The sequence below is a fragment of the Geobacillus sp. G4 genome (assembly GCF_040327975.1).
In the GTDB taxonomy this organism is placed as follows: domain Bacteria; phylum Bacillota; class Bacilli; order Bacillales; family Anoxybacillaceae; genus Geobacillus; species Geobacillus thermoleovorans.
Genome location: NZ_JBEPJY010000034.1, coordinates 1 through 8,704, shown reverse-complemented (window position 1 = coordinate 8,704; position 8,704 = coordinate 1). Strand labels below are relative to the sequence as shown.

The 8,704-nt window shown below is 44.9% G+C and carries 6 protein-coding genes and 2 pseudogenes; 3 read left to right on the top strand and 5 right to left on the bottom strand.

Features of this window, described 5'->3' with window-relative positions:
- Nucleotides 1-215 precede the first annotated feature (215 nt).
- The 3 genes from copZ to ABS784_RS16495 are packed head-to-tail and all read right to left on the bottom strand — an operon-like array spanning nt 216 to nt 3,164.
- Nucleotides 216-419, bottom strand: a complete 204-nt coding sequence (gene copZ, locus ABS784_RS16505; protein ID WP_044731971.1) for a copper chaperone CopZ — start codon at nt 417-419, stop codon at nt 216-218.
- 21 nt (nt 420-440) lie between these two features.
- Nucleotides 441-2,837 carry a heavy metal translocating P-type ATPase gene (locus tag ABS784_RS16500; protein ID WP_352513309.1) on the bottom strand — a complete coding sequence of 799 codons (2,397 nt, stop codon included), beginning with the start codon at nt 2,835-2,837 and terminating at the stop codon, nt 441-443.
- 15 nt (nt 2,838-2,852) lie between these two features.
- Entirely contained in the window at nt 2,853-3,164 is a 312-nt protein-coding gene (locus ABS784_RS16495) for a metal-sensing transcriptional repressor (RefSeq protein ID WP_352513307.1), read from the bottom strand.
- A gap of 127 nt (nt 3,165-3,291) precedes the next feature.
- Here ABS784_RS16495 and tnpC point away from each other — a divergent pair.
- From tnpC to ABS784_RS16480, 3 genes and pseudogenes are all read left to right on the top strand, one after another.
- Nucleotides 3,292-4,203: pseudogene (gene tnpC, locus ABS784_RS16490) on the top strand (IS66 family transposase); the annotation flags it as partial.
- A 117-nt stretch (nt 4,204-4,320) separates the two neighbouring features.
- Nucleotides 4,321-5,556 carry an IS256 family transposase gene (locus tag ABS784_RS16485; protein WP_352513305.1) on the top strand — a complete coding sequence of 412 codons (1,236 nt, stop codon included), beginning with the start codon at nt 4,321-4,323 and terminating at the stop codon, nt 5,554-5,556.
- Nucleotides 5,557-5,769: 213 nt separating this feature from the next.
- Nucleotides 5,770-6,210: pseudogene (locus tag ABS784_RS16480) on the top strand (IS66 family transposase); the annotation flags it as partial.
- Between the two features lie 249 nt (nt 6,211-6,459).
- Here the strand turns inward: ABS784_RS16480 and ABS784_RS16475 are convergent.
- Together ABS784_RS16475 and ABS784_RS16470 are read right to left on the bottom strand one after the other, a co-directional pair.
- Nucleotides 6,460-7,527 (bottom strand): hypothetical protein, encoded by a 1,068-nt coding sequence (locus tag ABS784_RS16475; protein ID WP_352513303.1) that lies wholly within the window; start codon nt 7,525-7,527, stop codon nt 6,460-6,462.
- Between the two features lie 276 nt (nt 7,528-7,803).
- Nucleotides 7,804-8,565: a hypothetical protein gene (locus ABS784_RS16470; protein WP_352513301.1), complete on the bottom strand. Its 762-nt coding sequence runs from the start codon at nt 8,563-8,565 to the stop codon at nt 7,804-7,806.
- Nucleotides 8,566-8,704 lie beyond the last annotated feature (139 nt).

Here is an 8,704-nt window from a genome sequence, read left to right as displayed (position 1 = left end):
TCATTCCACTATCCTAACAAGCAGCTGAAGAAGGTGGGTATTTTTCACACTGTCTACTTGACAGGGATATGTTCAAAATGCTGGAGGGGGTTTTTACTTCTCAATTTTTTCTGCAGCAGCCAGAATATCTTGTAAAAAACGCTAGGCTCTCTCTGCATACTTAGCACTCCTTAAAAAGAAGGGTGTCCCATCATTTTGGGGACACCCTCTTTATGTTACTTCACATCATACCCTTGCTCTTCAATCGCTTCTTTCAGTTTTTCTACGCTGACCTTTGTTTCATCATAATCCACATCAACCGTACCTTCTTGCAAATGCACCTCTACACGGTTGACGCCATCCAACGCTTGAAGTGCATTCGTCACAGCCGCTTTGCAATGTCCGCATGTCATGCCTTGTACTTGCAACGTAATCGTCATCATCCATTCCTCCTTAAATTTTTATATTTTCACTCGTTTCAAACGAAGCGCGTTTGTCACAACCGATACAGAGCTAAATGCCATCGCTGCCCCAGCGATCCATGGTTCCAATAACCCAGCAGCGGCTACAGGAATGCCAACTGTATTATAGAACAAAGCCCAGAACAGATTTTGCCGAATGTTTTTCATCGTTTGGCGGCTCAACTCAATGGCTTTCGGGATATGGCGCAAATCGCCGCCGACCAAGGTCACATCAGCTGTCTCGATGGCGACGTCGGCTCCCGTGCCAATCGCTATCCCAATATCCGCTTTTGCCAAAGCCGGCGCATCGTTAATCCCATCGCCGACCATCGCCACTCGTTTCCCTTGTTGCTGCAATTCCTCGACGATGTTCGCTTTGTCTTCCGGGAGCACCTCGGCGTACACATGCTCAATGCCTACTTCATTGGCGATCGCTTCCGCTGTCCGTTGATTGTCCCCTGTTGCCATATAGACATCGATGCCCATTTGTTTTAATGTTTGAATCGCTTCTTTCGAGCTTTCTTTCACCGTATCCGCGACAACAATGATGCCGGCAAGCTGTCCATCGATGGCAACGAGCATCACTGTTTTCCCTTGTTTTTCAAGCTCTACCATTTTATCTTCATGCACAGAAATCGCTACAGAGCGTTCCTTCATCAATTTTCGCGTCCCAATAAGGATGCTTTTTCCGTCAATGACAGCTTCAATTCCGTGGCCGGTAATGGCGGAAAAGCGTTCCAACGTTTTTGGCGAAATCGCCTGTTTCTTCCCGTATTCAACAATCGCATGAGCCAGCGGATGCTCCGAAGCGCTCTCGGCGGAAACCGCATAATCGAGCATGTCCTCGCGGAAGGCTAGCACATCGGTGACTTCCGGTTTTCCTTTTGTCACGGTTCCTGTTTTATCGAGTAATACGGCATTGATTTTATGCGTTCCCTCTAGGTACTCACCTCCTTTAAAGAGAATTCCTTGTTCTGCCCCTTTTCCTGTACCGACCATAATCGATGTCGGTGTGGCCAAACCGAGCGCACAAGGGCACGCGATGACAAGAACAGCGATGGCCACCTCAAGAGCTTTGGCCAAATCACCCGGCGCAACGAAGAAGTACCAGATTAGAAAGGAAACAACCGCAATTCCGACAACAATCGGTACGAAAATGCCGGAAATGGTATCCGCCATCCGCTGAATCGGGGCTTTCGACCCTTGCGCCTCTTCAACGATTTTAATGATATTGGCCAGCGCGGTATCTTTTCCGACTTTTTCGGCACGAATGGTCAGTACGCCATTCGTATTCATCGTCGCCCCGATCACATAGTCGCCTTCCTTTTTATCAACCGGGATCGATTCACCGGTAATCATCGATTCGTCTACGGAAGATGCTCCGGCGATGACCATACCGTCCACCGGGATTTTTTCTCCTGGCTTGACAACGATCGTATCGCCGATCACCACTTCCTCGAGCGGAACTTTTATTTCTTCCCCATTACGGATGACAGTAGCTTCCTTTGCCTGCAGGCTGACTAGCTTCGAGATCGCTTCGGTTGTCCGCCCTTTCGCAAGAGCCTCAAAGTATTTGCCGACAAGCACAAGCGTAATCAAGACGGCGCTTGTTTCAAAATACAGTCTTGGCATATAGTCAGGATTCCCAAGTGTCCGAAAAGCTTCGTACAAGCTGTAAACGTACGCGGCCGATGTTCCAAGCGCCACTAGGACGTCCATGTTCGCGCTCTTGTTTCGCAACGCCCGGTACGCCCCTACATAGAAAGGACCGCCGATGTAGAACTGAACAGGTGTCGCTAAAAGAAGCTGAAACCACGGATTCATCAAGAGATGCGGCATCGGCAAGCCGATGTCAAACGGCATATGGGCAAGCATCGTATAAAGCAGCGGCAACGATAAGATGATCGAAATAGCGAGTTGCCGTTGTTTTTGTTTAAGCAACTCTTCTTTCCGGCCAGCATCGTCTTGTTCTTCGTTTCGAATTTGCCCCCTGTACCCAAGCTTTTTGATTTTCTCTAAAATATCTTCGACAGATGCAACACCCTCCTTGTATTCGACCACCGCGCTGTTTGTCGCCAAGTTGACAGCAGCGCTTGTCACGCCGTCCATTCGATTTAACCCTTTTTCAATCCGTGTCGCACAGGCCGCGCATGTCATGCCTCCAATATCAAGCGTCACTTTTTCCGTCGCAACGCCATACCCCAAATTCTCAATTTTCGTTTCGATATCGGCGATCGTTTGTTTTGATGGATCGTATTGAATCGTGGCTTTTTCCGTGGCCAAATTGACATGGGCTTTGACGCCATCCATCTTATTCAATACTTTCTCAATCCGATTGGCGCACGCGGCGCATGTCATGCCGGTCACCTTCAGCGTCACGGTTTTCGGCTCTCCCATTTCCCTTTCCCTCCCTTACTTCGAAAATTGTTTCATCACATCCATCAATTCGCGAATCGATTCGTCTCCGCTCCCTTCACGGATCGCTTTCGACACACAATGGTTGACATGGCGTTCTAACAAGTTCAGTCCTACTTTATTTAACGCTGCCGTGATCGCTGAAATTTGCACTAAAATATCAATACAATAACGATTGTCCTCCACCATTTTTTGCACACCGCGCACTTGTCCTTCAATGCGCTTCAAGCGCTTAATAATGCTTTCGATTTCCTGTTCCGTTCGTGGAACCATTTTTTTATCCATATTATGATCTTCATAATGGTTCATCAAACATCACCTCTTTTAATTACATTATACCCGTAATGGGTATAAAACGCATCAGAGATACCTTATACAAATCATGTTCACCACAAAACTGTAATCAATACCTATGCAGGAAAAAACCCGCTTTCCACAAAAGCGACAAGAAACCCAACAATGGAAAGCACGTATTGCAGAATGAGAAGCCTGTACGAAAAAAAACAGTACCAATAGCCATTTGCCGCCGTCCTGTGACCGGTTTGTGGCGAAATCTCCTTCTCGCCAACCGTCGCAGAAACAGCCGGGAGGGCAGCCGGGGCACCGAGGAACGACGCTCCGTCAATTCCCCAATCCTGACCACCGAGTCCTTCACCGCGTGACCGAATGCGAAGGATGTGGTCACTCGTTGGAGGGGGTCGTTCCTTTTCGAGTAGACATTCGCCAAGTGTTCGATCTTCCCGTGGTTCGCATGGAAGTGACTCAACACGAACGGGAAGTAAAGGGGTGTCCGGAATGTCATCTCGTCCAGCAGGCGGAGTTCCCTTTTTATGTCACAAATCATGTCCAGTACGGTCCAGCCATCACTTCCCTTGTTTTATACTGGAATCATGCGCAGTTGATCCCGTACGAGCGTGTCACGGAGATGGTCAAAGCGCTAGTGGATCATTCGATAAGTGCAGGCACAGTCGTGAACATGATGAGACGGTGGCGGCCTGTGGTAGAAGCAGCGATCAAAGAGATCGACGCGGCGCTGCTCGCTTCCAAGACGTTGCACGTCGATGAAACAAGTCTGCGTGTGAACGGAAAGAACCAATGGGTGCATGTGGCTTCCACTTCCAAGGAAACCCGATACGGGCTTCATCGCTCGCGTGGCAAGCAAGCAACGGATGACATCGGAATCTTGCCACGGTACAAAGGAACGATGGTACATGATGCGTATGCCGTATACCCGATGTATACAGAGGCGAGCCATGCCCTTTGCCACGCTCATCATCTCCGGGAGCTTCGGGCATATACCGAACTGTACGGCCATTCATGGTCGAAAGAGATGGCCGAAGCGCTGTTAGAGAGTTAAGTCCATATAATTGTGTAAAAAGGGAAATAGAAAAAGAGCCATGTTGCTTCCCCTTTGGTAGAATAAACAGTGGACAAACAAACACCAAACATAAGGAGGAATGCAACCATGGCTCAATATCATATTACTCTAAATGATGAACTTTTGCACGGGTTATTCGCCAGAGATGAGGGATTAGCAAAGCTGCTGGAACAAGTCCTGAATCAAATCCTCGAGGCCCAAGTGGAAGAACAGCTGGGGGCTCGTCGTTATGAACGAACGGAAGAACGAAAAGGCTATCGAAATGGTTCATATCCACGCCAGCTGACAACCCGGGTGGGACGATTGACCTTGCGCGTTCCACGAACAAGAGATGGAGAGTTCTCTACGGAACTGTTCCAACGGTATCAACGGAGCGAACAAGCACTGGTTCTGGCACTCATGGAAATGGTGGCAAACGGGGTGTCTACCCGAAAAATCACCCAAATCACAGAGGAGTTGTGCGGCACCTCGTTTTCCAAATCCACAGTTTCCTCGCTGTGCAAGGGGCTGGATCCAATTATCCAAAACTGGAATCATCGTTCCTTGCATGAACACGTGTATCCGTTTGTACTGGTGGATGCGATTTATACGAAAGTCCGGGAAGATGGACGGGTGCGCTCCAGAGCCGTTTTGATCGCCACGGGAGTGAATGAGGAAGGATATCGGGAAATTCTTGGTCTGCAAATCGGAAACAGTGAATCGGAGTCCAGCTGGAGCGAGTTTTTTGAGTGGCTGAAACATCGGGGGCTCCGGGGAGTGGACTTGATCATCTCGGATCAGCACGGCGGGCTGGTGCAAGCCATTGAAAAGCATTTCCAAGGAGCGACATGGCCGCGATGCCAGACACAATTTATTCGCAATATCCTCGATGCCGCACCAAAGTATAGGCAGGATGCCTTGCTTGAGGAGATTCGGGGGATTCTTCATGCCCCAAACAAGCAAACGGCCCGGCTGTTATTGGAACAAGTGCTGGCCGAATGGGAAGAAAAAGCGCCAAAAGCCATGCAAATCCTTGAAGAGGGATTCGAAGACGCCACGGCTGTATTGGACTATCCGGACCGTTATCGTCGGCGTCTGCGTACGACAAACGGAGTGGAACGGCTGAACGAAGAAATTCGCCGCAGAGAACGGGTCATCCGCATCTTTCCGAACCGGGAATCGGTGTATCGCCTCGTTGGCGCCGTGTTGATCGAAATCGATGAAAAATGGATGTCAGGGCGCAAATACTTGGATATGTCTGAATATTGGCAGTGGCGGAAAACGAAAGAGCAAGAAGCTCGACCGGTGAATCAGGAGGCTCCGGCGATCAAGAGAGTGGGATAACCTCTTCGCCGTGTCAAGGAGAACGTGGAATACCGGAGCGAAGCGAGGATATGCCGCGAAAGCTCCTTGACACGCCTGTTCCTTGACAACATGATCATTGGTCCGGGAAGGCGACTGGCAGGGAGACTTGCCGGACTTGCCTACTATACGTCAAGTCATCAGGTCCATGTTGTCTATACAAAGGGGAATTTACACAATAATTTGGACTTGACCCTGTTAGAGATGAAACAGGCGGTGGAGAACGCGGGCGGGGCTCTACCGGAAGAGGAAGCCCGGTGTTGGGAAGCCGTGTACGACGAGCTTCTAGCGAATGGCCGCCAAGAACTCGAGGAGCGTTGCCGACAAGGCAAGCATGAAGGCGCCCGCAACGCGCAGAATTTCATCCAGCGCCTAGAAAAGCGCAAACAAGAAGCGCTTCTCTTCCTGCGAAAGAAAGAAGTGCCGTTTGACAACAACCAAGCCGAGCGCGATTTGCGGATGGTGAAAGTCAAACAAAAAATTTCTGGAACGTTTCGTCAGGAAGACGATGCCAAGGCTTTCTGTGCCATGCGCAGCGTCATTTCTACCCTACAAAAACAGGGGAAACCGGTTTGGGAATCGTTGCAAAAACTTCTAAGTGGGGAGTCTCTCCAAACGATTCTCCATTCCTCCTAGGGCGTTTTCGATACCGGAAATGCCCTATTGGTGCTGGATTCTGAAAATCTCGCTGATATTGGGCTGAATGGATACAAAGGCGTTCATACAGAAGTCATTACTTTAAAGTGCATGTATATATTCATGAGACATGAACCTCCTTGTGGGTAGTTGGTAGCACATCTATTCTAACCAAGGAGTCCGGTTCATGTCTCCTTTTTTGTTTGGTTGTCAATTTATGTTGGTGAATTTGCTCATCTACAGTAAAGTTTATTTTTGCACCGCTTTAACTATACTACAATTCTCTCCAACTTTAATTTTTTTGATTATTTTACCATTTTTAACTAATCGCAGAGTTCCATTTTGAGGATTAGAAACTAAGAATTCTTCGAATCGCTTGTTGTAGTCAAAATATGCTGGGTTTTTTATTGAAAAAAAAGATTCGCTTAAGTCATTTTTATCAAGTATTGTTAAAAACCCCCCCTGCATATCTAAATCCGTATAATTATTAATGTATAATTTATTCCCAACATTAATTATTTTTTGCGGGAAAGGTTTAGACAATTTCTTCTCCGAAATTATTTTACCATTATTCAAGTCTACAACCATAAGCTTATTTGTATATCTTTCAGGATTTTTTACCCATTCTGGCCTTGGCCCGTAAGAAAAACCTGTAAAAACACAGTACATTTTGTTATCTTCAATTACAAAATCACTTGGTGGTAATTCAATATTATCTTTAATAACAGGATGAAAGGAAAGGGATGCATCATTAGTTTGTATCCTATATACGTTGCTATGCTCACCGGATTTACCACCAGAATTTATAGTGATGAAAATTTCATTTTTGTAATGTTTAATTGTATTGACCATTCCACTGGTAAATGTCAATTTTTCTACTTTCCCATTAGACAAATTAACAACAAAAAAAGGCATGCCCTCTTTAAATATTTCAGATGAAGCAATGTAGGCTTTTTGGTTTACTACCGCATAAGACGATGGGATATGCGGCAACTTTAATTTCTTTTCCACATGACCACTCGAAAGGTTGATGATAAGCATTGATGGTTTAGTTCCCATATATGTACCATCATCTATCGCATAAACTCGATTTCCATCTATAGAAAAGCTCTGAAATTTATTTTTATTTTCAATTTCTTTGACTATATTCATCTTTTTATCAAGAAAAATTAATTTTCTATCTCCATCAGTAAGTGCAACAAAGGCTGGGTTCACCTTCAGTTTTGTATCGTTTTGGGCGGCTGTGTCTTTCGATTTCTCGCACCCAACAATTAAAAACAAACAAATACAATAAATGAAAATCATGATTTTCTTCATTATACAGTCCCCTCATAAATAAGTGTTCATTAAAATAGGACTACTTAAAAATTGAGTAAAGTATTATCAATAAAGTTAGCTTTATTTTTATTAATAAGGCAACGTGGCTTGTCAATTAATTATAAAATGACAAGCCACAGGAAATATAGGTTAACAAACTGTTTAAAAATTAAGAAAAATTAAACTATAAAGTTCTTCTTGTTGCTAAAATAAAGATAAAGAATATGGTTTCTAAAAATTATTTTACCATCAGGTATTACGTATTAGTCAGCAGAGTCATGAACCAGTTGCAAATATTTTAGTATCTCCGTCTTGATAAATATCATCCGGATAAACGTATAACCCACCATCGTAATCTAAATCACGATTCCCTATATCATAATACGCTTTCCATGCTAACTTGCTACAATACCACGTACTAGTATCCGACTTGTAAGAACCTACGAATTTATATGGTTCTCCCAATTGGTTTTTAATGTAATCACGGGCAAGAGTTCTAAATTGCTGTTCTAAAGTATTGACATATAAACCAACGGCCTGGTCGTAGTTTCTAAATTTCCTTGCCGTGGAATAGTGAACATTACTTTGTCCGTCACCAGGTTGGTTTTCTACATTCGCTTCAATGAATGCATATGAATCTAAACTACCGGTATAATAAGCACCGTCCCATACAGCAGCATGACGATAATACCCCCATGCTACTGAACCATCATGTACTACAATAATATCGCCAGGTGCAAACGCCGCGAAAGATATGTTATTTGTACCTTTTGGTGAACCGAAAGAATCACCAGGTGCCCAGTCCGGCTCAGGGTCATCCTTGTCATAACCTTTTTTAACTCCTAATTCTGATTTTTTTACCAAGTCATACTTATCAATATTCACACTTTGTTTGAGTTTCTCTTTTTGTTCTAAAACTTCTTTGCTTTCGTTGTTTACAGCTATTGAGTCTGCAAAAGCATAGTTTACTAAATTAAATCCAGATAGTAGTGTTGCAAACGATGAAGCCATCAAAAATTTCTTAAATTTTCCTTTCAAATAAATCCCTCCTAAATAATTAATTTTCATTTTACCAAAACCATTGATAAATATAATATTAAACCCGTGGTGCTAGATAAAACTCAGACAAGCATAAAAATAGCCCTTGCTGGCGGATCTCCAGTAGAATGAAAGTGTC

Coding starts and splice junctions, on each gene's coding strand:
- ABS784_RS16485 (WP_352513305.1), top strand. CDS start 4,321: ATGGCTCAATATCATATTACTCTAAATGATGAACTTTTGCACGGGTTA.
- copZ (WP_044731971.1), bottom strand. CDS start 419: ATGACGATTACGTTGCAAGTACAAGGCATGACATGCGGACATTGCAAA.
- ABS784_RS16475 (WP_352513303.1), bottom strand. CDS start 7,527: ATGAAGAAAATCATGATTTTCATTTATTGTATTTGTTTGTTTTTAATT.
- ABS784_RS16500 (WP_352513309.1), bottom strand. CDS start 2,837: ATGGGAGAGCCGAAAACCGTGACGCTGAAGGTGACCGGCATGACATGC.
- ABS784_RS16495 (WP_352513307.1), bottom strand. CDS start 3,164: ATGAACCATTATGAAGATCATAATATGGATAAAAAAATGGTTCCACGA.